This is a genomic window from Nocardioides ginsengisoli (genome assembly GCF_039537225.1).
Lineage (GTDB): Bacteria > Actinomycetota > Actinomycetes > Propionibacteriales > Nocardioidaceae > Nocardioides > Nocardioides ginsengisoli.
On sequence record NZ_BAABAC010000047.1, the window covers coordinates 1 to 24,025 of the forward strand.

Annotated in this window: 23 protein-coding genes; 6 read left to right on the forward strand and 17 right to left on the reverse strand. The window is 71.9% G+C overall.

Annotation, left to right across the window (positions count from 1 at the left end; all coding sequences use genetic code 11):
* Nucleotides 1-17 precede the first annotated feature (17 nt).
* Nucleotides 18-779, reverse strand: coding sequence for an SDR family NAD(P)-dependent oxidoreductase (locus tag AB4880_RS23425; protein ID WP_367921636.1), 762 nt, complete (start codon nucleotides 777-779; stop codon nucleotides 18-20).
* Nucleotides 780-987: 208 nt separating this feature from the next.
* Here AB4880_RS23425 and AB4880_RS23430 point away from each other — a divergent pair, with 208 nt between their 5' ends.
* A complete protein-coding gene (locus AB4880_RS23430) occupies nucleotides 988-1,911 on the forward strand; it encodes a 3-oxoacyl-ACP reductase (protein WP_367921637.1) in 924 nt (307 codons plus the stop codon).
* A 71-nt stretch (nucleotides 1,912-1,982) separates the two neighbouring features.
* Here AB4880_RS23430 and AB4880_RS23435 read toward each other — a convergent pair whose 3' ends face one another.
* The 11 genes from AB4880_RS23435 to AB4880_RS23485 form a co-directional block, all read right to left on the reverse strand.
* Entirely contained in the window at nucleotides 1,983-3,593 is a 1,611-nt protein-coding gene (locus tag AB4880_RS23435; protein WP_367921638.1) for an ABC transporter substrate-binding protein, read from the reverse strand.
* 107 nt (nucleotides 3,594-3,700) lie between these two features.
* Nucleotides 3,701-5,125 (reverse strand): amidase, encoded by a 1,425-nt coding sequence (locus AB4880_RS23440; protein ID WP_367921639.1) that lies wholly within the window; start codon nucleotides 5,123-5,125, stop codon nucleotides 3,701-3,703.
* 7 nt (nucleotides 5,126-5,132) lie between these two features.
* On the reverse strand, nucleotides 5,133-6,128 hold the full coding sequence (locus AB4880_RS23445) for an ABC transporter ATP-binding protein (protein WP_367921640.1): 996 nt from the start codon (nucleotides 6,126-6,128) through the stop codon (nucleotides 5,133-5,135).
* Nucleotides 6,128-7,177: an ABC transporter ATP-binding protein gene (locus AB4880_RS23450; protein WP_367921641.1), complete on the reverse strand. Its 1,050-nt coding sequence runs from the start codon at nucleotides 7,175-7,177 to the stop codon at nucleotides 6,128-6,130. Before AB4880_RS23450 ends, AB4880_RS23445 begins: the two co-directional genes overlap by 1 nt.
* Nucleotides 7,174-8,208, reverse strand: a complete 1,035-nt coding sequence (locus tag AB4880_RS23455) for an ABC transporter permease (RefSeq protein ID WP_367921642.1) — start codon at nucleotides 8,206-8,208, stop codon at nucleotides 7,174-7,176. The genes AB4880_RS23450 and AB4880_RS23455 overlap by 4 nt, the downstream gene beginning before the upstream one ends.
* Nucleotides 8,201-9,154, reverse strand: a complete 954-nt coding sequence (locus AB4880_RS23460; RefSeq protein ID WP_367921643.1) for an ABC transporter permease — start codon at nucleotides 9,152-9,154, stop codon at nucleotides 8,201-8,203. Before AB4880_RS23460 ends, AB4880_RS23455 begins: the two co-directional genes overlap by 8 nt.
* A 163-nt stretch (nucleotides 9,155-9,317) precedes the next feature.
* Nucleotides 9,318-9,938 (reverse strand): PaaI family thioesterase, encoded by a 621-nt coding sequence (locus tag AB4880_RS23465; RefSeq protein WP_367921644.1) that lies wholly within the window; start codon nucleotides 9,936-9,938, stop codon nucleotides 9,318-9,320.
* On the reverse strand, nucleotides 9,935-10,807 hold the full coding sequence (locus AB4880_RS23470; RefSeq protein WP_367921645.1) for a MaoC/PaaZ C-terminal domain-containing protein: 873 nt from the start codon (nucleotides 10,805-10,807) through the stop codon (nucleotides 9,935-9,937). The genes AB4880_RS23465 and AB4880_RS23470 overlap by 4 nt, the downstream gene beginning before the upstream one ends.
* Nucleotides 10,808-10,818: 11 nt before the next feature.
* Nucleotides 10,819-11,595, reverse strand: coding sequence for an SDR family oxidoreductase (locus AB4880_RS23475; RefSeq protein ID WP_367921646.1), 777 nt, complete (start codon nucleotides 11,593-11,595; stop codon nucleotides 10,819-10,821).
* Nucleotides 11,596-11,626: 31 nt separating this feature from the next.
* A complete protein-coding gene (locus tag AB4880_RS23480) occupies nucleotides 11,627-12,373 on the reverse strand; it encodes an SDR family NAD(P)-dependent oxidoreductase (protein ID WP_367921647.1) in 747 nt (248 codons plus the stop codon).
* 67 nt (nucleotides 12,374-12,440) lie between these two features.
* A complete protein-coding gene (locus AB4880_RS23485) occupies nucleotides 12,441-13,043 on the reverse strand; it encodes a TetR/AcrR family transcriptional regulator (protein ID WP_367921648.1) in 603 nt (200 codons plus the stop codon).
* 243 nt (nucleotides 13,044-13,286) lie between these two features.
* Here AB4880_RS23485 and AB4880_RS23490 point away from each other — a divergent pair, with 243 nt between their 5' ends.
* From AB4880_RS23490 to AB4880_RS23505, 4 genes are all read left to right on the forward strand, one after another.
* On the forward strand, nucleotides 13,287-14,444 hold the full coding sequence (locus AB4880_RS23490) for a 3-ketosteroid-9-alpha-monooxygenase, oxygenase component (protein ID WP_367921649.1): 1,158 nt from the start codon (nucleotides 13,287-13,289) through the stop codon (nucleotides 14,442-14,444).
* The gene (locus AB4880_RS23495) at nucleotides 14,444-14,761 is read left to right on the forward strand and encodes a ferredoxin (RefSeq protein WP_367921650.1); all 318 of its coding nucleotides are present in this window, start codon (nucleotides 14,444-14,446) and stop codon (nucleotides 14,759-14,761) included. The genes AB4880_RS23490 and AB4880_RS23495 overlap by 1 nt, the downstream gene beginning before the upstream one ends.
* The gene (locus AB4880_RS23500) at nucleotides 14,761-15,558 is read left to right on the forward strand and encodes an SDR family NAD(P)-dependent oxidoreductase (protein WP_367921651.1); all 798 of its coding nucleotides are present in this window, start codon (nucleotides 14,761-14,763) and stop codon (nucleotides 15,556-15,558) included. Before AB4880_RS23495 ends, AB4880_RS23500 begins: the two co-directional genes overlap by 1 nt.
* A 201-nt stretch (nucleotides 15,559-15,759) precedes the next feature.
* Nucleotides 15,760-16,731 carry a hypothetical protein gene (locus AB4880_RS23505; RefSeq protein ID WP_367921652.1) on the forward strand — a complete coding sequence of 324 codons (972 nt, stop codon included), beginning with the start codon at nucleotides 15,760-15,762 and terminating at the stop codon, nucleotides 16,729-16,731.
* Nucleotides 16,732-16,901: 170 nt separating this feature from the next.
* On the opposite strand, the gene AB4880_RS23510 is transcribed toward AB4880_RS23505, so the two are convergent.
* Genes AB4880_RS23510 through AB4880_RS23530 form a run of 5 tightly spaced genes read right to left on the reverse strand, consistent with a single transcriptional unit; the run spans nucleotide 16,902 to nucleotide 23,132 of the window.
* On the reverse strand, nucleotides 16,902-18,410 hold the full coding sequence (locus tag AB4880_RS23510) for an FAD-dependent oxidoreductase (RefSeq protein ID WP_367921653.1): 1,509 nt from the start codon (nucleotides 18,408-18,410) through the stop codon (nucleotides 16,902-16,904).
* Nucleotides 18,407-19,318 carry a VOC family protein gene (locus AB4880_RS23515; RefSeq protein ID WP_367921654.1) on the reverse strand — a complete coding sequence of 304 codons (912 nt, stop codon included), beginning with the start codon at nucleotides 19,316-19,318 and terminating at the stop codon, nucleotides 18,407-18,409. Before AB4880_RS23515 ends, AB4880_RS23510 begins: the two co-directional genes overlap by 4 nt.
* Before the next feature lie 30 nt (nucleotides 19,319-19,348).
* Nucleotides 19,349-20,530 carry an acyl-CoA dehydrogenase family protein gene (locus AB4880_RS23520; protein WP_367921655.1) on the reverse strand — a complete coding sequence of 394 codons (1,182 nt, stop codon included), beginning with the start codon at nucleotides 20,528-20,530 and terminating at the stop codon, nucleotides 19,349-19,351.
* Nucleotides 20,530-22,251 carry an FAD-binding protein gene (locus tag AB4880_RS23525; protein ID WP_367921656.1) on the reverse strand — a complete coding sequence of 574 codons (1,722 nt, stop codon included), beginning with the start codon at nucleotides 22,249-22,251 and terminating at the stop codon, nucleotides 20,530-20,532. Before AB4880_RS23525 ends, AB4880_RS23520 begins: the two co-directional genes overlap by 1 nt.
* Nucleotides 22,248-23,132 (reverse strand): alpha/beta fold hydrolase, encoded by an 885-nt coding sequence (locus AB4880_RS23530; RefSeq protein WP_367921657.1) that lies wholly within the window; start codon nucleotides 23,130-23,132, stop codon nucleotides 22,248-22,250. The genes AB4880_RS23525 and AB4880_RS23530 overlap by 4 nt, the downstream gene beginning before the upstream one ends.
* A 180-nt stretch (nucleotides 23,133-23,312) precedes the next feature.
* Here AB4880_RS23530 and AB4880_RS23535 point away from each other — a divergent pair, with 180 nt between their 5' ends.
* Complete coding sequence (locus tag AB4880_RS23535) at nucleotides 23,313-23,849, forward strand: flavin reductase family protein (protein ID WP_367921658.1); 537 nt, start codon at nucleotides 23,313-23,315, stop codon at nucleotides 23,847-23,849.
* The last annotated feature ends 176 nt before the right edge of the window (nucleotides 23,850-24,025 follow it).

Consider the following 24,025-nt stretch of genomic DNA (forward strand, 5'->3'; position numbering starts at 1 on the left):
AGCCAGTTTGTGCCGGGTCAGCCGAAGAAGGCTTGGCCGCCGTCGAGGGGGATGGTCGCGCCGGTGAGGTAGCGCAGGTCGCTGCTCACCAGGGCCACGACGGCGCGGCCGATGTCGTCCTCGCAGTCGCCGATCCGACCCGCGGGGATGGCGGCGACGAACTCGGCCGCCTCCTCCGGGTTGGTCTCGGTCCAGCGCTTCAGGCCCGGGGACAGGGCGTGCGGGGCGATGCTGTTGGCGCGGATGCCGTCGCGGGCCCACTCGACCGCGGCGGTGCGGGTCAGCGAGCGCACGGCCTGCTTGGCGGCGGCGTAGACGCCGTACGTCGTGGGGTCCCAGCGCACCATCGCGGAGGTGACCAGGTTGACGATGTGACCGCCGCCGCGGGCCACGAAGTGCGGGTGGCACGCCTTCATGAACGCCAGCGTGGCGAACGGGCCCGAGGCGAAGCTGCGCTCGACCGCATCGTCGTCGATGGTGAGCAGCGGGCCGTAGGCGCCGGAGTAGGCGTTGTTGACGAGGATGTCGACGCCGCCCATGGTCGCGACCACCTCGGCGACCGTGGCGGGGATGGTGCCGGTCTCGACGATGTCGCAGACGAACGGCTCCGCCTTCACACCGCGCTCGCGGAGCAGGGCGCAGGTCGTCTCGAGCTTGGCGGCGGTGCGGCCGACGACCGCGATGTCGGCGCCCTCGGTCGCGAGCGCCAGGGCGATGCCCTGGCCGACGCCCTGGCCGGCTCCCGTCACCAGTGCGACCTGTCCCGTCAGCGAACCCATTCCAGCCTCCTCGATCACGACCGCACGGCGCGGTCCCGCGGTCATGATGGTCGGCCGGCACCGATCCCCCCTCGTACCTTCCTGCTCAGCGGAATCGACCTCACTGCGGGCCGTGCGACCGGTGAGCGGGAGTGTCGCTCGCGGACCTCCGCTCGCCGTCCTTACTGTCACCGCGCCGACAGGGGCAGCACCGACAGAAGGAGCAATCGTGGGCAACACCGATCTCACCGGTCGTACCGCCGTCGTCACCGGCGCAGGCGCCGGCCTCGGCCGCGCGGAGGCGCTGGCGCTCGCCGCCCAGGGCGCGCAGGTCGTCGTCAACGACATGGGCGACGCCGCCGACCAGGTGGTCGCCGAGATCGAGGCGCTCGGCAGCAAGGCGATCGCGGTCAAGGGCGACGTGAGCAGCTGGGCGCTGGGCCAGGAGCTCGTCGATGCCGCGGTCGACACCTTCGGCACCCTCGACATCGTCGTCAACAACGCCGGCATCCTGCGCGACACGATGCTCTTCAACATGTCCGAGCAGCAGTGGGACGACGTGATCCGGGTCCACCTCAAGGGCCATGCCGCCGTGTCCCGCGCCGCCGCCGTCTACTTCCGCTCGGCGTCGAAGGCCGCCGGCGGCCCGGTGTTCGGCCGGGTCGTCAACACCGCGTCCGAGGCGTTCCTGTTCGGCGCGGCCGGGCAGTCCAACTACGCCGCCGCCAAGGCCGGCATCGTCGCGCTCACGCTGTCGACGTCCCGCGGCCTGGAGCGGTACGGCGTGACCGCCAACGCCATCTGCCCGCGCGCCCGCACCGAGATGACCTCCCACGTCTTCGCCGAGGACGGCGACACCCGGCGGCTCGACATCCTCGCGCCCGAGCGCGTCGCGTCGTTCGTCGGCTACCTCGCCTCCCCCGCCGCCGCGGGGATCAACGGCCAGGTCTTCGTCGTGTACGGCGACATGGTCGCGCTGATGGCCGCGCCCACCGTCGAGAACAAGTTCACGGCCGCCGACGGCACGTTCACCGTCGACGAGCTGGACGCCCAGCTGACGCCGTACTTCGAGGGACGCTCGCCGTACCAGACGTACGCCGCGTTCAGCGTCGCGCAGCTGGACACCACCGGCATCGAGAACATCACCGGCTGACCTGATCCGGTACGACGAAGGGACCGCACCTCGACGGTGCGGTCCCTTCGTGGTGGTGGCCGGGTGCGGTCTCAGTCGACCCAGGCCTGGTCGAGCAGCACGATGGTGTTGCTGTTCGACTTCACGCCGTGGACGCTCGGGCGCCACATCGTCAGCTCCGCCTTGGGCCCCATGATCAGCGCCGGCACCAGGTCGTTCCAGACCCGCTGGATCTCGGCCATGATCGTGCGCTGCTCCTCGTGGGTGGCGGCCCCCTGGAAGCGGTCGATCAGCGCGTCCAGCTCGGGCGAGGTCGCCGATCCCGCACCGAGCCGGCCCTGCGAGCTGCTGGTGGCGAACATCCGCGCGAACGGGCCCACCTCCCTCCAGCTGAAGCTCCACGTCGCCATGTCGTAGCTGCCCTCGACGGCCACCGCGGTGACGATGTCGGTGATCGTCGTGGCGACCTTGACCGTGGTGTCGAAGCCGACGGCGTCGAGGAGCGCCTTGAGCGCGACGCCCGCGGCCTTGCCGGACGCCGAGCTCGCGGCCAGGTAGGTGATCTTGCCGTCGAAGCCGTCGGCCTTGGCGGCGGCGACCAGCTTCTTCGCCTCGGCGGGGTCGTAGGGCAGGCCGCCGACGCCGTCGGTGTGCCACGCGGACGAGCCCGGGAACAGGTCGGAGCTGGCGACGCCCACACCGCCGGTCACGCGCTTCGAGTAGACCTTCGGGTCGACGGCGAGCTGGATCGCCCGGCGTACCCGCGGATCCGCGCCCGGGTGGCCCTCCTTGGCGTTGATGATGCCCATGGTGCCCAGCGAGACCATCTGCAGGTAGCCCGGCGACTTGGCGCGCAGCGCCTTGTCGACCACGGCCGCGTCGTTGACGAAGCCCATCTGGATCTCGTCGGCCGTGAACGACTCGTAGGTGACGTTCGGGTCGTTGAGGTAGGAGAAGGTCACCGTGCTGATCGCCGGCTCTCCTCCCCAGTAGTGCGGATTCGCCTCGAGGACGAGGTTCTCCTGCGGCGACCGGCTCTTGAGGACGTACGGACCGGCGCCGATCGGCGTGAACTCGCCGCCCGCGTCGGAGGACGCGGCCACGATCTGTCCGACGCCGAGCGTCAGCAGGAACTCGAAGCTCGGCCACGGCCTGGCGAGCGTGAACACCACCGTGTGGTCGTCGGGCGTGGCGGTGTCGGTGACATTGCGCTTCCAGATCGCGGCGTCGTCGCCGCCGTTGGCGACGTAGCGCTCGATGCTGTGTGCGACCGCCGCGGCGTCGAGCGGCGTGCCGTCGGTGAAGTCGACGCCGTCGCGCAGACCGAGGGTCCACGTGGTGAAGTCGTCGGAGTGGCTGAGCGACTTCGCGAGCTGCGGCACCACCTTGCCGCTCTCCTCGTCGTAGCGCATCAGCTCGTCGAAGATCGCCGCCATCTCGTCGCCGCCGGTCGAGCCCGCGACGATCGTGTGCGACGGGTCGAGGGCGGTCGGCTCGGAGTAGGCGCCGAAGGTCAGCGAGCCGCCCTTCTTGGGCGACCCGCTGTCGTCGATGTTGACGAGCCCGCTCTGGTAGCGGTCGACGGTGCGGGGTGCTCCGTCATGCTCGTCGCTGCCCCCGGCCGCCTGGCAGCCCGTCGCGAGGGTCGTGAGCGCCACCGCCGCCACGAGCATCCGCATCGTCGATGTCCGGCGTGTCGACATCCGGACCTCCTTGTCCTTCCGGCCGCGCCGATCGCGGCAACCGGACCCATGCAAGCGAGATGCCCCGGAACGGCGGCGGGGGCGCTCTCAGTGACCGGGAGTGGGTTTCAGCCGGCGAGCGGCGCGTGCCGCGGCCAGGGCGCGGCACGCTCGAGCTGACCGGCCAGCGACAGCAGCAGCGGCTCGCCACCGAGGTCGGTGAAGAAGTGCGCCCCCACGGGCAGACCGTCGGGGTCGAAGCCGGCCGGAACCGACATCGCCGAGCCGCCGGTGACGTTGACCAGGCTGGTGAATCCGGCCATTCCGGGCGCGAGCGTGTACATCACCTCGGGTGTGGTCGTGTCGAGGACGCCGAGCCGCGGCGTGCGCAGGCACAGCATCGGCGTGAGGACGACGTCCAGCGCGTCGGGTCCGGTGAAGAGCGCGGAGGTCGCGAAGCCGACCTGCTCGAAGCCCTCGAGCGCCCGCAGCAGCTCGGCCATCGGCAGCGACGAGTAGCGGTCGTACATGACGCGCGTGAACGGCTCGATGTCGTCGTCGCGCAGCTCGCGCCCGAGCTCGGCGAGCCGGTCGTCGACGTGCGCCACGAGGTTGGCGCCCATGACCATGCCCGAGTGGCGGGCGAAGTCGGGGTGGGACACGGGCAGGGCGATCTCGACGACCCGGTGGCCGAGATCGCTCAGCAGGTCCGCGGTACGGCGGGCCGCGTCGACGGCCGTCGGGTCGACGGGCGGACCGTCGGGGACCACCGTGGCGATGCCGATACGGAGGCTACCCGGGTCCTTCTCGACGCAACCGAGGTAGCCGCCCGGCGGCGGAGTGGCGCCGAAGGTCGCCTGCCCGGGCGCACGGCCGGCCGAGACGTCGAGCATCAGCGCGGAGTCACGCACCGTGGTGGTGAGGGCCCCGTGGACGCTGGTGGGTGACGAGATCGTGGATGCGTACGGCGCGCCGGGGATCACGCCGCGACTCGGCTTGAGCCCGAAGAGGCCGCAGGCCGCGGCCGGGATCCGGATCGAGCCGCCACCGTCGTTGCCGTGGGCGACCGGGACCAGCCCCGCCGCGACCGCGGCGGCGGATCCGCCGCTGGAGCCACCGGTCGAGTGGTCGAGCGACCACGGGTTGCGGCAGGCGCCGTGCAGCACCGGCTCGGTGCTCGCGTTCTTGCCGAGCTCGGGGGTGTTCGTCGTACCGAGCACCACCATGCCTGCGGCCTTGTAGCGCCGCACCAGCTCGCTGTCGCGGGTCTTCACGTCGTCGGCGAAGAGCCGGCTCCCGCCCGTCGTCGGCAGCCCGGCGACGTCGGCGGCCAGTGACTTGATGACCACCGGCACGCCCGTCAGCGGACCGTCGGGGAGGCCGGCGTCGACCTCGGCGAGCGCCTCGTCGTACCGGGTGCCGACCATCGCGTTGAGCTGCGGGTCGAGCTTCTCGATGCGACGGATGCTCTCCTCGACCACCTCGCGGGCGGTGGTCTCGCCGCTGCGGATCGCGGCGGCGGTGGCGATGGCGTCGGGCAGGCCGGTGCTCATGGGGTTGTCACTCCTCGATGATCGGGTGGTGGCAGGCGACGTACTGCCCGGGACGGACCTCACGCAGCTCCGGCTCCTCCGCCGCACAGCGCTCGGTGGCGAGCGGGCAGCGGGTGCGGAACCGGCAGCCCGACGGCGGGTTCAGCGGCGACGGCAGCTCGACGGCGGCAGCCGACGCGCTCAGCTCGCGGTCACCGGCGCCCGGGATCGAGGCGAGCAGCATCTGCGTGTAGGGGTGGGCGGCGTCGCTCTCGATCCGCCCCGAGGGGATCACCTCGCAGGTCTTGCCGAGGTAGAGCACCATCACGCGGTCGCTGATGTTCTTCACCACCGACACGTCGTGGGCGATGAAGACCATGCTCAGGTCGTAGCGCTCCTTGGTGCGCTCGAGCAGGTTGAGGATCTGCGCCTGCACCGAGACGTCGAGCGCGGAGACCGGCTCGTCGCAGATGAGGACCTCGGGGTTCATCATCAGCGCCCGGGCGATGCACACCCGCTGACACTGGCCGCCGGACAGCTCGTGCGGGCGGCGCTCCCAGACGACGTCGGGGTCGAGGCCGACCGCGGAGAGGGTCTCGCGGACGAGCTCCTCCTTCTCCTGCCGGGTGCCCTCGAACCCCCAGATCGCGAGGCCCTCGGCGACCAGGTCCTTGACCTTGCGGCGCGGGTTCAGCGAGGACGTCGGGTCCTGCATGATCATCTGCATCCGCGAGCGCGCCTTGCGCAGCGGGCGCGACGTGAGGCCGGTCAGCTCGCGATCGCCCAGCCGGACCGTGCCGGACGTCGGCGACGGCAGCTGCATCACCGCGCGACCGGCGGTCGACTTGCCGCAGCCCGACTCGCCCAGGATGCCGAGGGTCTCCCCCGGCAGCAGGTCGAGGCTGAGCCCCGAGACGGCGTGCACCTTCTGCCCGCGGCCGACGGGGAACTCGACGACCATGTCGTCGACGGTGAGCACCGGCTCCTGCTCCGGGCGCAGGTGGGCGGTTCCGCTTCCGGCCATCAGCTGATCTCCTCTGCGAGGGCGGCCCGCGGCGGCGCGTCGCCCGTGGACCCGGTGTCGACGTCGGGCAGCGGGAAGTGGCAGGCCGCCACGTGGGAGGTACGGCGGACGCCGATCTCCAGCAGCTCCGGCTGCTCCGTGCGGCAGCGGTCCTGCACGTACGGGCAGCGCGGTGCGAACCGGCAGCCGTCCGGAGGGTTGGCCATGTTGGGCGGCGACCCGACGATCGCCCGCAGCGTGGTGTGCGGCGGGTCGGACAGCCGCGGGATCGAGGCCAGCAGGCCCTCGGTGTAGGGATGCCGCGGCCCCTCGAAGACCTCGCCGGTGGCGGAGCGCTCGACCACGCGGCCGGCGTACATGACCTGGACCCGGTCGGTGCGCCCGGCGACCGCGCCCAGATCGTGACTGATGAGGATGGTCGCCATGTCGCGGCTCTCGGCCAGCGAGGTGAGCAGGTCGAGGATCTGCTTCTGCACGGTGACGTCGAGCGCTGTCGTGGGCTCGTCGGCGATGAGCAGCCGCGGATCGCAGCACAGCGCCATCGCGATGACGACGCGCTGCCGCATGCCGCCCGACAGCTCGTGGGGGAACTGGCTCATCCGGCGGGCCGGCTCAGGGATCCCGACCTGGCGCAGCAGGTCGATCGCCCGCTCCGCGGCGGCCTTCTTGTCCAGGCCGAGGTGCAGTCGCAGGGCCTCGGTGATATGGGCGCCGACCCGCTTGACCGGGTTGAGCGAGGTCATCGGGTCCTGGAACACCATCGCGACCTCGGAGCCCCACAACCTGCGGCGCTCCTTGGCGCTGATCGCGTGGACGTCCTTGCCGGCGATGCGCACGCTGCCGTGCACCTGCGTGGTGTGGCCGGTCGTGATCAGGCCCATGATGGTGCGGCCGAGGACGGACTTGCCCGAGCCGGACTCGCCGACGATGCCCAGCGTCTCGCCGGCGCGCAGGCTCAGCGAGACGCCGTCGACGGCGCGGACCAGGCCGCGGGCGGTCTGGAACTCGGTTCGGACGTCCTCGACCTCGAGAACGGTCTGGTCGCTCACAGCTTCGCACTCCTCGGGTCCCAGCGCTTCTGGGCCTTCTCGCCCAGCAGGTTGAACGAGAACACGGTCAGGAACAGGAAGACACCGGGCACCAGGACGATGTGCGGGTGCTCCTGCATGGTGCCGCCCTCCGCCTCCGCGATCATGTTGCCCCACGTCGGCTCGGGAGCCTGGACGCCGAAGCCGAGGAAGCTCAGCGACGCCTCGGCCACGATCAGCACCGAGATCATCACGACCATCATCGAGAAGATCGGCAGGATGACGTTGGGCACCAGCTCGCGCCACATGATGCGCAGCTTGGTCGCGCCCATCGCCCGGGCGGCGAGGACGAACTCGCGCTGGGCGAAGGCGATCGTGTTGGCCCGGGCCAGGCGGATCATGCTCGGGATGGTGAGCAGCGCCAGCGCGAGGGCGACATTGCGCAGCTTGGGCTCAAGCACGGTGGCGAGCGCGATCAGCAGCACCAGCGGCGGGACCGCCAGCAGGGCGTTGGTGACGACGCCGATCACGCTGTCGACGCCCGAGCGCAGGAAGCCCGCGACGACGCCGATGCTGCCGCCGACGGCGGTACCGATCGCCACCGCCGAGAGGGCGATGACGAGCGACGTCCGAGCGCCGTAGATCGAGCGCGCCAGCATGTCGAGGCCGTAGTTGTTGGTGCCGAGCGGATACTCCGAGAGGAGCCGCGGCGACTGGTAGGTGGGCGCGTCCAACGCCTTCACCACGTCGACGTGCTCGCCGAGCGGCAGCACCGGGGCGAGCAGGGCGACGACCGCCAGCAGCACCAGCCAGCCGCAGCACAGCCACAGCAGGATGTCCGGCCGGCCGCCGCGCACCGCCCACACGACGCGGGACAGGCCCTGGGCCAGCACGACGATGCCGGCCAGGAGGAGCACGGCCTTGAGGAACAGCAGCAGCGGCGCGGTCCAGCCGACGACGACCAGTGCGAGGCCGGCGACCACCATCCCGGCGCCGAGGCCACCGAGCCTGCGGGCCGAGAGCTTCGACCCGGTGGGGTTCTTCCTAGGCATGAGCACGGCGGGTCCTTGGGTCGAGGTAGCCATAGGAGAGGTCGATCCCGGCGTTGATGACGACGTAGATCGCGGCGATGAGCAGTACGGCGCCCTGCACCATCGGGAAGTCGCCCTGGTTGGCGGACTTGATGACCAGGCTGCCCATCCCGGGGAGGGCGAAGAGATACTCCACGATCACGGTGCTGCCGATCAGCCGGCCCATGCTGATGCCGAGCAGGGTGACCAGCGAGAACGACGAGGGCCGCAGCGCGTCGCGGACCAGGATCCGCAGCGGGGGCATGCCCTTGGCGCGCGCCGCGAGGATGTAGTCCTCGTGCAGGGTCACCAGCAGGTCGTTGCGCAGCACCCGGGTGAACAGCGCGAGCTCCATCAGCGCGATCGTCAGCGCCGGCAGGAACGCGTGGTACAGGTTGTCGAGCGGGCCGTCCCCGAACCGCACCCATTGGGCCCGCGGGAACCAGCCCAGCCCGTTGGCGAAGATCGCGATCAGCAGCAGACCACCGAGGAACGACGGCACCGACAGGATCGCGAACATCGAGGCGCCGATCGCCCGGTCGACCAGGCCGCCCTCGTGCGAGGCGCTCCACATCGCGAGCGGGATCGCCAGCGCCAGCGCCATCAGCAGGCCGAGGCCCGCGAGCTCGACGCTGACGGGCAGCGCGGAGAGGACGCGGTGGACGACGTCGTTGTTGGGCGGCACCAGCGAGCGGCCGAGGTCGCCGGTCAGCGCGTGGCCGAGCCACTCGACGTACCGCGCGAACACATTGCCGTCGAGACCGAGCTCGGTGCGCTTGGCGGCGTACTCCGCGGGCGTGTGGCCCTCGCCGAGCACGGCCACCGCCGGGTCGCCCGGCATCAGCGAGACCATCATGAACACGCCGAAGCTGACCAGCAGCAGGACGGCGACCAGCTCGCCGAGCCGCAGGACCAGGCGGCGGCTCATCGGGCCGCTCCGGGGCCGGCCGGCGCGGCCGGCATCGGATCGAAGGACATCCGCTCGCATCCCTTCAGACGGTGTCGGGGGTCACATTCCCCCAGGACGTCGGGCAGCGTAGGTCGCCGCTCGGCGCGCGCGACGGAGTCCTTCCCACTGACCGGGAGGCTCTTCACCGGGGGCGCGCCAGGTGCTTGTCGATGAACAGACCCTCGGCACGGACGAGCACCTCGCCGCCCGCCGTGATCGTCCCGTGGGACCAGATCTTGCGGCCCTCGACGCGCTCCTGCCGGCCCCGGACGACCAGGTCGGTGTGCAGCGGCACCGGACGCTCGTAGCGCAGGGTCAGCGTGCCGGTCATGCCGGAGGTCCCGGCGTGCGCATTGGCCACCCCGAGTGTGTGGTCGAGCAGGAGCGCGCTGATGCCGCCGTGCACGCACCCCGGCGGTCCCTGGTAGGTGATGCCGAGGTTGACCGTGCCACAGACGGCGCCGTCGGGCTCGGCGGACAGCACCAGCGGCGGAGCGATCGCGTTCTCCGGCCCGGTGACCGGATCGTGCCGGGTCACGCCCTCCCCCGACCACATGTCGACCATCCGGTCGGCGAGCTCGGGCGCGAGCTCCTCCACCTCGCTCGCCATCGCCGTCAGTCGCCGCGCCAGGTCGTCGAGGTCGAGGTCGACGCGACCGCCGGCGGCGAGCAGCGCGGCGGCCAGACGTCGTACGGCGGCCACCGCGGTGTCGATCCCCGAGTCGTCGGGCCGTGCCGTCAGCTCGGTGAGTCCCGTGGTCATGCGGTCACCTCCGCGACCGCGTGGCTGAGCACCGGCTGGTCGCCGCGCTCGGGACAGGATGCCGCGAGCACGAGGCGGTCGCCGTCGCGCCAGACCGAGGTGCGGATGGTCTCGCCCGGCACCAGTGTCCCGGCGAAGCGGACGGCGAGTCCGCGCAGCCGGGTGGCGTCGCCGTCGAGCAGCCCGTCGACGAGCGCCTTCGCGACGATGCCGTACGACGCGAGGCCGTGCAGGATCGGCCGGTCGAAGCCGGCGGACGCGGCGAACGCGGGCTCGGCGTGCAGCGGGTTGAGGTCGCCGTTGAGGCGGTAGAGCAGCGCCTGGCCGGGGTCCGTGGGGCTGTCCAGCACGTCGTCCGGGGCGCGGTCGGGGGCGCTCCACGTCGTGTCCGGTCCCGGCTCACTGCCGAAGCCGCCCTCGCCACGCGCCCAGACCTGCATCTGCGCGGTCCAGAGTGGGCCGTCGGCGTCGGCGACGCGGTGCTCCAGCACGACCACGGCGGCCTTGCCCTTGTCCCAGACGTCGGCGACCCGGGTGCTCAGCTCGGCGGTGCCGGCGGGCGGGATCGGTCGGTGGACGGCGAGCGCCTGGCCGCCGTGCAGGACCCGGCGCAGGTCGACGTCGATGCCGGGCATCCGCATCGCCGGGGCGGTCGGCTCGTCGCCGACCGAGATCGTCCGGCCCGCCACGACGGCGAAGGTCGGCAGCACCTGGAGGTCGCGCTCGAAGGTGTAGGCCAGCTCGGGGTCGGCGTCCGCATGCCGGCCGGCGCCGAGGGAGAGGTGGTAGAGCAGCACGTCGCGCCGGGTCCACGAGATGGTGCGGACCGCCGGCGGTGCGGCGAGCGCGGTGGCGAGGTCGATCGGCATCGGTCCCCCGCTCAGTAGTGCTCGGCGGGGCGCAGGGTCGCCTCGGCGCCGCCGTCGACGTAGATCACCTGACCGGTGACGTGGCTGTTGGCCTCGCTCACCAGCCAGGCGAGCAGCTCGGCGGGCGCCTCGGGCTCGGCGTACCCGTTGAGCGGCATCGGCACCGCCGCGTCCATGACCGCACGCAGCTTCGGGTCGTCCATCAGACCGGCGCTCATCGGCGTGAGGATGACGCCGGGCGCGATCACGTTGAGAGGGACGCCGGCATCGGCCCAGCCGGGCGCGATGCACGTGGTGCGGGCCCAGCGGGCGAGAGCCGCCTTGGTCGACGGATAGATCCGGGTCGGCGCACCCTCCGCGACGAGGGCCGCGGCGCGGTCGGTGGCGGCCGTCGTGCGGCCGGCGAGGAGCAGGTCGACCAGCTCGGCGTCGTGGGGCTGGGTGCCGGAGATCGAGCCGACCACCGCCACCCGGCATGCCTTCGACGCAGCCAGCGCCGGCTGCAGCCCGGCAACCAGCTCGACGGTGCCGAAGTAGTTGACCTCGACCATGAGCGGGCTCGGGACCGAGGTGCCGGCGCAGGTCACCAGGCCGTCGAGGACGCCGTCGCAGCGCTCGGTGACGCCGGCGACGGCCGCGGCCCGACCGTCGGCGGTCGCCAGGTCGGCGACGAGGTCGGCGTCGACCCGGTCGACCGTGATGACGCGGTCGCCGCGGGCCTCGAGGATCCTCACGAGGGCGGCGCCGATCCCGGAGGCGGAACCGGTGACGGCGATGGTGCGGGGCATGGACTTCCTCCGTGCTGTCGGGGGTGCTGGGTCAGATGTGGGAGCCGCCGTCGACCCGCAGGTCGAGGCCGGTGAGGTACGACGCGTCGGGCGAGGCGGCGAAGGCGATCGCGGCGGCGATCTGCTCCGGCCGGGCCGGCCCGAGAGGCGAGCGGATCCGGTCGAACGCGCTGAGGTCGAGCCCCGGCGCGACCGCCACCGAGCGGGTGAGCGGGGTGTCGACCGTGCCCGGGGAGAGCGGGACGACGCGGATCCCGCGGCCGATCAGCTCGGCGGCGAGGCTCAGGGAGAAGGCGAGGACGGCGCCCTTGGAGGCCGAGTACGCCGACATGCAGGGGTTTCCGTGGGCGGCGGCCGTCGAGGCGACGTTGACGATCACACCGGTCCCGTCGGGCAGCAGCGGCACCACCTCGCGGCAGAAGACCGCGGTGCCGACGAGGTTGATCTCGAACAGCTCGCGCAGGTCGGCCACCGACAACGACCCGATCGGCGTCGTCCGGTGGGCGCCCGCGACGTTGACGAGAGCCTCGACGCTGCCGAGCTCGGCGCGGGCAGCCGCGACCGCGTCGACGACCGCGGCCTCGTCGGTCACGTCGACGACCGCCGTCGCGACCCGGCCGAGACCGACTGCCGCACCGGCGGTGTCGGCGAGGCGGTCGGCGTCGCCGTCGACCGCGAAGACGGCCGCCCCCTCCGACACCAGGCGCACGACGGTGGCCCGGCCGATGCCCGACGCCGCACCGGTCACGATGACATTGGTGCCGCTGAACCTCTGCATGGCCGCGACCCTAGGGACGATCACGTCCCGGGGCCGCCGCGATCACCGGTCAGTGGGAACGGGTCGCTCAGCCCTCGAGAGGGCGCAGCAGCAGGGCGCAGGCGGCCCGGATGTCGTCCTCCGCGTCCTCGATCGAGAACCGGTTGTTGAGCAGGGAGACCAGCGTTCCGAACCAGCAGGAGATGATCAGCCGGACCTGGCGCTCCCCCTCCTCGGTCACGTCGGTCATGCCGGCCGCGCGCTGGACGATGCGCGCGAAGCGCACGTCGTCGAAGGCCGACTCCTTCGACCCCATGGCATAGGACTGGCTGTTGGCCTGGATCATCGCCAGCGAGAGCTTCGGCATCCGCGCCATCTCGCGGCTGATCCGGATCAGCAGGTCGGCCACGCCGGCTGCAGGGTCGTCGACCTCGACGCCCCCGGGCTCCTGGTCGTACTCGCCGACGCGCCAGCGCATGACCGAGCTGAACAGGTCGACCTTGGACGGGAAGTAGCGGTAGAGCGTGGCGATCGCGACATTCGCCTGCTTGGCGACGTCGTTCATCTGGACGTGGTCGAGGCCGTGCTCGGCGCCGAGCTGGGCGGCCGCTCGCAGGATCCGCTGGTAGCGGTCCTTCTGGATGCTCGAGCTCGGCTTGGCCGGGGGCCGCCCCTCCGCGATCCGTGGCACTGCTGACTCCCTCCGATGGCTGCGTCCCGATGGTCGGACCAGACGGGGGCGATCGGTTGGCATGCTACCGGTGAGTGAGATCCCGGCCCGGTTCATCGCGACGACTCATCGCGACGACGGCCTTCCGGTGAGTGGGACCCGCGCCACCGGCCGTCGTACGGCGCCGGACACACTCGCCGGACCAGACATCCGCGCCCGGCGTACCGCCACGGCGCGACGAGATCCTCGAGGGGAGATCCGCACATGACCGCAGTCGGAGACGAGGTCCGCCACATCGAGTCGGGTCCGCCGCCCACCCGCTTCGCCCGCGGCTGGCACTGCCTGGGGCTGGTCCGCGACTTCGACGACGGCAAGCCGCACCAGATCAACGCCTTCGGTCAGAAGCTCGTCGTGTTCTCCGGCGAGGACGGCGCCATCAACGTGCTCGACGCCTACTGCCGCCACATGGGCGGCGACCTTTCGCAGGGCGAGGTCAAGGGCAACGAGATCGCCTGCCCGTTCCACGACTGGCGCTGGGGCGGCGACGGCCGGTGCAAGCAGATCCCCTACGCCCGGCGGGTTCCGCTGCGCGCCCGCACCGCCGCCTGGCCGACGATGACCCAGGACGGCATGCTCTTCGTCTGGAACGACCCGGAGGGCAACCCGCCGACCGACGACGCCGTCATCCCGCGCATCGAGGGCTACGACAACCCCGAGTGGACCGACTGGGTCTGGTACACCACCACGATCGAGGGCTCAAACTGCCGCGAGATCGTCGACAACGTCGTGGACATGGCGCACTTCTTCTACGTCCACTTCACCTTCCCGACGTACTTCAAGAACATCTTCGAGGGCTCCGTCGCCACCCAGCTGATGACGGGAACCGGACGCGAGGACGTCGCCCGGCCGCAGAACAGCGGCACCGGCCCGAAGAGCACGGGGACGACGTCCACGGCGGCCTACTACGGCCCGTCGTTCATGATCGACGACGTCACCTACCACTACAGCGACGGCAACGACATGCCGACGACGCTGATCAACTGCCACTACCCGATCGACGCCAACTCCTTCGTGCTGCAGTACGGCATCATGACGAAGAAGCCCGCCGGCGTGGAGGACGAGGCGGCGACCGCGACCGCGCGCAGGCTCGGCGACTTCATCCGGATCGGCTTCGAGCAGGACGTCCAGATCTGGCGCAACAAGGCCCGCATCGAGAACCCGCTGCTGTGCGAGGAGGACGGCCCGGTCTACCAGCTGCGCCGCTGGTACGAGCAGTTCTACGTCGATGTCGCCGACGTCACCCCGCAGATGGTCGAGCGCTTCGAGTTCGAGATCGACACCACCAAGCCCAACGAGGCCTGGCGGCACGAGGTCGAGGAGAACCTCGCCAAGCGCGCGGCGGCCTCCGGCCAGCCGGTCTGATGGCCGTCCGGCCCGACGTCCGGCTCGACGACGCCCCCATGCAGCCCGTCTCGTGCGGGACCTGCGGGGCCGTCGTCGAGGCCCGGAAGAGCTCGTGGGACCAGACCAGCATCCAATGGAACGACGCGGCGCTCGCCGCGTGCGTGGAGCGCCGAGCCTCGTCCCCGCGGCCCGGACCCAACGGCGCCACGTTCACCGGCTGCGCCGCGCTGCGCGACGCGATCCGGGAGGCCGCCGTACGCGGCACCCTGGACGTCGTCGACGCCGAGCCGCTCAAGACCAACCCCGACCACCACGACACGGAGGTGCACGCCTGATGGGCGTCGACCTGGAACGCCATGGCCCCTGGGCCGTCATCGCCGGCGGCTCGGAGGGCGTCGGTGCGTCCTTCGCCCGCCGGCTCGCCGAGACCGGTCTCAACCTGGTCCTGCTGGCCCGCAAGCCCGGCCCGCTGGAGGAGACCGCCGCCGTCTGCCGCGAGCTCGGGGTCGAGGTGCGGACGCTGGCGGTCGACCTCACCGACCCCGACGCGATCAAGCAGATCGCCGAGGTGACCGACGACCTCGAGGTCGGCCTGCTCGTCTTCAACGCGGGCGCCAACAGCTACGGCCACGAGTTCGTCACCGGTGATCTCGACCGCTTCCAGGGCGTCATCGACCTCAATGTCACCGCCCAGCTGGCCCTCGTCCAGCTCTTCGGCGCCCCGATGCGCGAGCGGCGCCGCGGCGGCATCCTGCTGATCGGCTCCCTCGCCGGCTACATGGGCTCGGCCCAGATCAGCATCTATGCCGCGGTGAAGTCGTTCTGTCGGGTCTTCGCCGAGGGCCTGTGGCTGGAGATGCAGGACTACGACGTCGACGTCCTCGAGTTCGTCCTCGGCGTCACCCGCACCCCCGCCATGGAGCGCGCCGGCCTCAACTTCGACATCCCCGGCATGCACGTCTCGGAGCCCGACGACGTCGCCCGCCAGGCGCTGTCGCTGCTGCAGGACGGCCCGGTCCGGGTCGCCGAGGGCAACGAGCGGATCGCCGAGATCCGCAGCGGCCACGACCGGTCGGCGCTGGTGCGCGACGCACTGGAGAAGTCGAAGCGCCTGCTCCCCCCGTCCAACTAGCCACCCGTCACAAACCGGCTCCGAATTTCCGCCGACCCGGCAGAAAACTGCTCGCCATCGGCGCCGACCCGGCAGAAAACTTCTCGCCATCGGCGCCGACCCGGCAGCGCGATGTCGCTCGCGACACGCAGTTCACGCTCCCATCCACAGGCCGCGAGGCTGCATGGTTGGCCGCTGCCCCGCTGGGGCACGCGGCCGGCCATGCGACGCGCCGACCTCGAACACCTGCCCCGTCTTCCCGCCGACTTCCCGCTGCCGCTCGACGTACCGTTCACGACGATGACGGCGCGCCGTGAGGCCGGGCTGTCCGCGCGCCAGCTCACCTGGCTGGTCGACCAGGGCTTCCTGCGTCGCCTCCTCCGCAGCGTGTACGTCGCAAGCCCCGTCCCCGACAGCCTCGAGCTGCGCTGTGCGGCCCTGCGCCTCGTCGTACCGGAGGACGCGGTGATCTGCGACCGGCACGCGGGGTGGCTGCACGGCGCCGACATGGTGCTCGCACCCAACGAACACCTCTACGTCGCGCCGGTCTGCGTCTTCCTGCCCACACCCGGCCGCCGCCTGCGCAACGGCCTGGCGGCGAGCGGAGAGCGTGGCTTCAGAAGCGGCGATGTGATCGAGCTGTACGGGCTGCGCGTCACGTCGCCGTTGCGCACGACGTGGGACCTCGGCCGCCAGAGGTACGGCGAGTGGTCGCTCGCCGCGATGGACCAGATGTTCCGGCTGGGCCTGTTCTCCCACGACGAGCTCGTCGCCGGCGTACCGCGGTTTCGTGGCATGCGCTGGGTGACGACGCTGCGCGCGATGGTCGAGTACGTCGACGGGCGCGCCGAGTCACCGCCGGAGTCGGTCCTCCGACTCCGCTGGATCCAGGCGCACCTGCCGACGCCGATCCCCCAGCTCGAGGTGTACGACGACGAGGGCACCTTCCTCGCCCGGCTCGACCTGGGTGCGACGGACCTCCCGTTCGCCGCCGAGTACGACGGCGACGAGTGGCACTCCAGCCCCGACCAGCTGCGCCGCGACCGGGAGCGGCGAGCGCTGGTCGAGGCGGAGACGTCGTACTCGATCGCGGTGTTGCGGAAGGAGAATCTCTTCGGTCCGCGGGCCGACGTCGAGTCGGTGCTTCGACGCGGCGTCGCGGATGCTCGCCGACGTGGTGGTCAGCCGAGCTGAGGCAGAGCCATTTTCTGCCGGGTCGGCCCGATCCAGGCGCCATTTTCTGCCGGGTCGGCCTGATCCGGGCGCCACTTTCTGCCGGGTCGGCCTGATCCAGGCGCCGCTTTGGGCCGGGTCGGCCCGATCCAGGCGCCACTTTCTGCCGGGTCGGCGGAGTTGACGAGCACCTACGCGCCGGGTCGGGCCGCGGACCGACCCGCCCGCCGCCCGAAGAAGGTCCCGTCCCCGAGCGACGTGCCGGAGATGTACCCGTGCCCGTGCATGCCGGCGCTGGCGCGCCCGGCGGCGTACAGCCCGGGGATCGCGGCACCGTCGAGCGACAGCACCTCGCCGTCGACCGTCGTGTGCAGCCCACCGAGGGTGAAGCCGGCGAAGCCGGTGGCGCCGGGAGCCGCGCGGTGGGTCGGATTGTGGAAGCCGATCCGCGGGTCGATCGCCGCGAACGGCCCCTCCAGGACCCGCATCCAACGCGCGTTCTTGCGGAACAGCGGGTCGCCGCCGGCGAGCGCGCCGTCGTTGTAGCCGGCGAGCGTGCGCGCGAGGGAGCCCACGGGCATGCCGAGGTCGGCCTCGAGCTCCTCGATGGTCTCGGCGGCGTACGACGGCACGGTCCCCCACAGGTCGGCCTCGTCGACCTCCTCGAGCGCCTGCGCGTCGACGACCACCCAGCAGGGGCCGGGCTCGTGCAGCGCCGCGTGGCTGAACAGCCCCGGGTAGACGTCCTCGTTGATGAACCGCTCGCCGCGCGCGTTGACGAGCATGCCGCGGCAGGCGAGCGCCGGCAGCGCGGTGTAGGCGACCTCGACCACCGACATCCGGCGTACGGCGGCGCCGACCGCCTGGGCCATCAGGATGCCGCTGCCGTCGTCTCCCCCGTCGCTGACCACGCCGTGGCCGAGCAGGTCGGGCGCGTGCGCCGCGAGCAGGTCGGCGTTGTCGGCGAAGCCGCCGGTGGTGACGACCACGCCCCGGCGGGCACGGTAGGTGACGTCCTCGCCGAACCGGCGGGCCCGTACGCCGGCCACCCGGCCGGACTCGACGACCAGCGACAGCACACGGGTGTCGGTCTCGGTCACCACGCCGGCGGCGTCGCACGCGGCGACCAGGCGGTCCATCACCAGCCAGCCGCCGAAGCCGCCGGTGGCGGGGCGATGCCCGCGTGGGACGGGGCGGGCGAGCTCGTCGTACGGCCACGCGTTCTCGCCGAGCCACATCAGTCCGTCGGTGGTGGGCGGCATCCAGGAAGGCGCGTCGTAGAGCGACTTCTCGAACTCGATCCCGAGGTCGCAGAACCACGCGAAGTGCTCGACGCTGCCGTCGCAGTAGAGCCGCAGCTTCTCCTCGTCGGCGTGCGGACCGAGTGCGGCCCGCAGGAAGGCGAGCATGTTGTCGGCGTCGTCGTCGAAGCCGAGCGCCTGCTGTACGGCGGTCCCGCCGCCGAGGTACAGCTCGCCGCCGGACTGTGCCGACGAGCCGCCCGCACCACTTGCGCGCTCGAGGACCACCACGGAGGCGCCGGCGCGCCGCGCCTCGAGGGCCGCGGCGCCACCGGCGCACCCGAAGCCGACGACCACCACGTCGACCACCACGTCGACCACCACGTCGACCACCACGTCGACCACCACGTCGGCGATCACCTCGGTGGCCGCCTCGGCCTCCCGTACCGGGTCGCTCACGCCGGCGGGAGGAAGGCAGCGAGCGGCTCGGAGCCGGACCAGTCGTGACCCCAGTAGCTGTCCGCGGTGATCTCCTCGGCGGTGTAGAACGCCTCGTCGACGAGCATTCCCTCGCAGCCGTACTCGAGGTCCCAGCCGCCGGGCGCACGCACGTAGAACGACACCATCTTGTCGTTGGTGTGCCGGCCGAGCGTCGACGAGAGCGAGAAGCCGGCCCGGTTGACCTTGTCGAGCGCGCGGCCGACGGCGTCGAGGCTGTCGACCTCCATCATCAGGTGCACCAGGCCGGGGGCCTCGCCGTGCGGCGCGGGGCAGACGGCGAGGCTGTGGTGGCGCTGGTTGACGCCCATGAACCGCACCCGGCGCGGCGGGAGCGCCGCGCCCATCCGGATCGCCCCGCGCGGCAGGAAGCCGAGCACCTCGGTGTAGAAGGCGACCGTCTCCTCGGCGACCGTGGTCGGGAGGACGACGTGGCCCATGCCCTGCTCACCGGTGACGAACGTCTGGCCGTGGCCGGTCAGGACCGGGCTGTGGTCGAGCACCGGGCCGAAGAACACCTCGACCGGCGTACCGGCGGGGTCGTCGAAGCGGATGGCCGCCTCGACGCGGCGCTCGTCGCACTCCTCCTGGCCGAGCTCCTTGAACGGCACCCCGGCGGCCTCGACGGCGGCGGCGACCTCGGCGAGGCCGAACTGGTCGCGCACCTCCCAGCCGACGGCGACCACGCGGTCGACGTCCCCGGGGAGGACGACGAGCCGCGCGTACCGCTCGTCCATGCGCAGGTAGAGGCCGTCGGACACCGGCCCGTCGGTCTCCTGCATCGCCAGGCAGTCCACCGTCAGCTCGCGCCAACGGGGCAGGTCCTGGCTCTGCACGATCAGGTAGCCGAGGCCACGGATCGCGGTCATCTTGTTCTCCTCAGTCTCAGGTGGCAGGGGTCAGATCATCGAGAGCATCGGTCCGGGCGGCGGCGTCACGTCCATCGCGGTCAGCGACTGCACGTGGAACACCGCCCCGGGCACGTGGATGGCGTGGGCGAGGCCCATGTGCCCGTCGCGCCAGAACCGCTGGATCGGGTTGTCCATCCGCATCCCGTTGCCGCCCGAGCGCGCCACGATCTCGTCCATGGCTCGGACCGCGCGCCAGGCCGCCGAGACCTGGGTACGACGCGACGCCGCGCGCTCGGCGAAGGACACGTCCTCGCCGCGCTCGGCCTTGTCGTAGAAGCTGCGGGCGTTGTCGAGCATGGTCACCCGCGACGCGTGGATCTCCGCTGCGGCCTGGCCGATCGCGAACAGCACGTGCGGGTCGTCCTTCACCTTGGTGCCGGTGATCTGGACCCGGGTCCGCTGGTAGGCGAGGTGCGCGGCGAGCGCCCCCTCGGCGATGCCGATGACGGCCGAGGTGATGCCGAGCGGGAAGGCCGTGGTGAACGGGATGTGGTACGTCGGGTTGGTCAGCCCGGCCTCGCGCGGCTGGCTGCCGTCGGTGAACCGGGCGAACTCGACGACGCGGTAGTCGGGGATGAACGCGTCCTTGACGATGATGTCCTTGGACCCGGTGCCCCGCAGGCCGACGACGTCCCACGAGTCCTCGACGATCGTGTAGTCCGAGCGCGGCAGGATCACGTGGTGCACCCGCGGCGGCATGATCGCCTCGCCGTTCTCGTCACCGAGGTAGGCGCCGAGGAAGATCCAGTCGCAGTGGTCGGTGCCGGACGAGAACTGCCAGCGCCCGTTGAAGACGTAGCCCCCGTCGACCGGACGGATGACGCCCATCGGCGCGTACGGCGACGCGATCCACGTGTCGTTGTCCTCGCCCCACACCTCCTCCTGCACCCGCGGGTCGCACATCGCCATCTCCCACGGGTGGACGCCGACGATGCCGGCGACCCAGCCCGTCGAGCCGTCGAGGCTCGCCAGCCGCATCACGGCCTCGGCGAACTCGGCGGGGTGCGCCTCGGCGCCGCCGTACTTCGCGGGCTGCAGCATCCGGATCACGCCGGTCTCCCGCAGCAGCTCGGCGGCACGGTCGTCGAGCCGGCCCAGCTTCTCGTTGCTGGGGCCCAGCGCGGCGATCTCCTCGGCGCGGGCCTCGATCCTCTCGAGCACGTCACTCATCACGAACTCACTTCCTCAGCGGTGTTCTGCACGGTCGTGCCCGCCGCGACTGCGGCGGGCGGGGTCTTCCGGTCGTCGGACAGGCCGGCGGCGTGGCGCGCGGCCAGGTAGCCGAAGACGATCGAGGGGCCGATGGTGGCGCCGGGCCCGGCGTAGTCGTTGCCCATCACCGACGCGGCGCAGTTGCCGGTCGCGTAGAGGCCGGCGACGACCGAGCCGTCCTCCCGCAGCACCTGGCCGCGGTCGTCGGTGACCAGACCGCCCTTGGTGCCGAGGTCGCCGACCTCGATCCGGACGGCGTAGTACGGCGCCCGGTCGATGACGTCCAGGTTGGGGTTGGCCAACGTCGGGTCGCCGTAGTAGCGGTCGTGCGCGCTCTCGCCGCGGCCGAACTCCTCGTCCTTCCCGGTGCGGGCGTAGCCGTTGAACCGGTCGACGGTGGCGGCGAGCGCGTCCGCGGGTACGCCGATCGCAGCGGCGAGCGCCGCCACGGTGTCCGCGCGGTGCACGATCCCCTGGTCGTAGAACCCTTGCGGGAAGGGGGCTCCCGGCAGGATCTGTGCGAACGGATAGCGCGAGCGGGCCCGCGAGTCCATCACCAGCCAGGCCTTCTCGTTGCCGCTGGCGAGCTGGTCGTGGACGAAGTTGACGTACGGCGACGCCTCGTTCGTGAACCGGCGTCCGTCGGTCCCCACGATCACCTGCCCCGGGATCGCCCGCTCCGAGACGAGCGGGATCGTCGCCCCGGCCGGGTGGGTGACCGACGGCATCCACCAGGCGTCGTCCATCAGGTCGATCGCGCCGCCGGCCGCCTGGCCCGCGATGATCGCGTCGCCGGTGTTCTCGACGGCGCCGAGGCTGTGGTCCGGGCGCGCTCCGGCAGGGAGGTGGCGCTCGCGCATCGCGGCGTTGTGGTCGAAGCCGCCGGCCGCGAGCAGGACGCCCTGGCGACCGTGGATCCGGACCTCCGCGCCGTTGCGCGTGGCGACGATGCCGGTCACGCGGCCGTCCTCGACGACCAGCGAGGTCATCGTGGTCTCCAGCCACAGCGGGACGCCGGCGTCCTTGAGCGCCATGCGCATCCGCGCGACGAGCGCCCGGCCGCCGGTCGCCATGTGGCGGCGACGGACGGCGTTCGAGCTGACCCGCCAGGCCGCGCGCAGCGAGGCGCGGCGGCCCTGCCAGGTCCGCTTGACCATGGCGAGGTCGTGGTAGTCCTTCGCGGTGACCCAGAGCCCGAGCGGGCCCTTCATGTTGTTGGGGCGCTGGAAGGCCTCGTCCTCCCCCAGCTTGCGGGTGTCGAACGGCTTGGCTTCGATCGACCGGCCCGCGGGCCGGCCGCCGGGGAGCTCGGGGTGGTAGTCGGCGTACCCCTTGGTCCAGGCGAACCGCACCCACCGCGACCGCTCCAGGAGCTCCATCGCGGCGGGGCCGTGGTCGACGTACGCCGCCAGCCGGGTCGGGGCGACCTTCCCGCCGGTGATCGTGGTCAGGTACTCCAGCACCGACGCGCGGGAGTCGTCGTGGCCGGCCTTGCGCAGCGTCGGGTTGTTGGGGACCCAGATGCCGCCACCGGAGATGCCGGTGCTGCCGCCGAACTTGGCGCCCTTCTCGATCACGACCACGGACAGGCCGGCGTCGACGGCAGCCAGCGCGGCGGTCATTCCGCCGCCGCCGCTGCCGACGACGACGAAGTCGAACTCCTCGGTCCAGTCGCTCATCGGACGGCCTCCTCGGCCGACATGTCCTCGGTGAGGAAGGCCAGCACGGTCCGCTCCCACGCACGCTTCTGCTCGATCATCGCCCAGTGGCCGCAGTTGGCGAACACGTGCACCTCGACGTCGGGGATCGTGCGCATCGGGATGAGCATCATGTCGAGCGGGCTGACCCGGTCGTCGCGGCCCCACGTGAGCAGGGTGCGCGCCTTGATCTGGTCGAACTGCGCCCAACCGGGCGTGGCCTGGTCCGAGCTCCCGGCGCCGGCGAAGGCGGCCGCGATCGCGGACCGGCCGTACATCCGGCGCGCGACCTCGAGGGTGTCCGGCTCGGTCGCGAGCGCCCAGCGCTGCTCGATCAGCTCCTCGGTCACCAGGGACTGGTCGAACACCATCGAGCGCAGCCAGGCGACGAGGTTCTCGCGGGTCGGGTTCTCGACGAACTCCACGAGCAGGTTGATGCCCTCGCCGGGCGCGGGGCTGAAGATGTTGCGGCCGACGCCGCCGACGGTGACCAGGCGTCGTACCCGCTCGGGCTGGCTGATCGCGAGCCGGGTCGCGACGCCGCCGCCCATCGAGTTCCCGATGACGTCGACCTGGTCGAGGCCGAGCCCGTCGAGGAAGCGCTGCACGGCCGGAAGGGCCGCCACCATCGGGTGCTGGTCGGTGGTGTCGCTGACGCCGAAGCCCGGGAGCTCGAGCACCAGGCACCGGAAATGCGGGGCGAACGCCGGGAGGTTGTCGCCGAAGTTGCGCCACCCGGTCACGCCCGGGCCCGACCCGTGCAGCATGAGCAACGGCGGGCCGTCGCCGGCCTCGTGGTAGCGCAGCACGCCGGCCTCCGTGGCCAGCTCGCGTCGCGTGGAATCATGGGTCAGGTCGGTCACGCTCCGCACGCTAGGTGGCCGTGCGCCAACGGGACTCGACCCGTTCCAGTGACCGGGAAGCCCCGAGTTCTCGGGCGATTCCGGGTCGTCGTACGGCGTCCGGGGGCGGCTCCGCGGCCCGGCCGTCACTCACCGGGACGTGCGCCGCCACCGCGCGGATCCCTCGCTAGCGTCGGCGGCATGAGCACCGCAATCGAGCCTTCCCCGCTGGAGATGCGGGCCGCGATGGGCAACTTCGCGACCGGCGTGACGATCGTGACCGGCCTGGACGACGGCGAGCCGGTCGGCTTCGCCTGCCAGTCCTTCGCGTCGGTCTCGCTCGAGCCGCCGCTCGTCCTCTTCTGCGCCGACCACTCGGGTCGCGCGTGGCCTCGGATCCGGCGGTCGGGGCGGTTCACCGTCAACGTGCTCGGCGAGGACCAGGCGGACCTGTGCCGGCGCTTCGGCTCGAGCCGCGGCCGGAAGTTCGAGGAGCTCGCGTGGGAGCTGTCCTCCGAGGGCACCCCCAGCCTGCCCGGCACGCTGATGCGGGTGCACGCCACGGTCGACAATGTCGTGGTGGCCGGCGACCACGACGTGGTGATCGGACGGGTCGTCCGGCTCGAGACCCCACACCGCGCCACGCCCATGCTGTTCTTCCGCGGGAAGTTCGGCATCGAGGACCAGCACGAGCAGCTCGCCCCGGACCTGTGGGGCTGGGGCGACCACTGGGGCTGACCCGCCCGAAACTAGCCCCCCAATCGCGCCGACCCGGCAGAAACTGGCGCCCGAATCACGCCGACCCGGCAGAAACTGGCGCCCGAATCACGCCGACCCGGCAGAAACTGGCGCCCGAATCACGCCGACCCGGCAGAAAGTCGCTCCTGCGAGAGCCACTTTCGGCCGGGGCGGGC